Origin of the sequence: Bartonella sp. AA2SXKL (assembly GCF_042197205.1) — a bacterium.
Lineage (GTDB): Bacteria > Pseudomonadota > Alphaproteobacteria > Rhizobiales > Rhizobiaceae > Bartonella.
Genome location: NZ_JBHIRN010000063.1, coordinates 1 through 244, shown reverse-complemented (window position 1 = coordinate 244; position 244 = coordinate 1). Strand labels below are relative to the sequence as shown.

The 244-nt window shown below is 44.7% G+C and carries 1 pseudogene; it reads left to right on the top strand.

The annotated features are described in order from the left end of the window. Nucleotides 1-244, top strand: a pseudogene (locus ACFINS_RS09735) (acyl-CoA dehydrogenase); the annotation flags it as partial.

Genomic DNA, 244 nt, shown 5'->3' with positions numbered 1-244 from the left:
CATTAAATGGGTCTATATCGATTCGTCATTTGATACTCCGTTCCGGAGAAACCTCAACGCCAGAGGGTATTGTTGAGTTTCAAGGCAGTTGTGGTTGGCTTTTGGGAAATGCTGGAGAAGGCATTAAGGTTATTAAGGATATCGAAACGATGATGCGTTTCGATCAATCTGTCGTATCAGCAGGGGTTCGGCGGGCGGCTCTTCAATGTGCTATAGATTTCTTTCGGCAAAAGATGCCAAATCA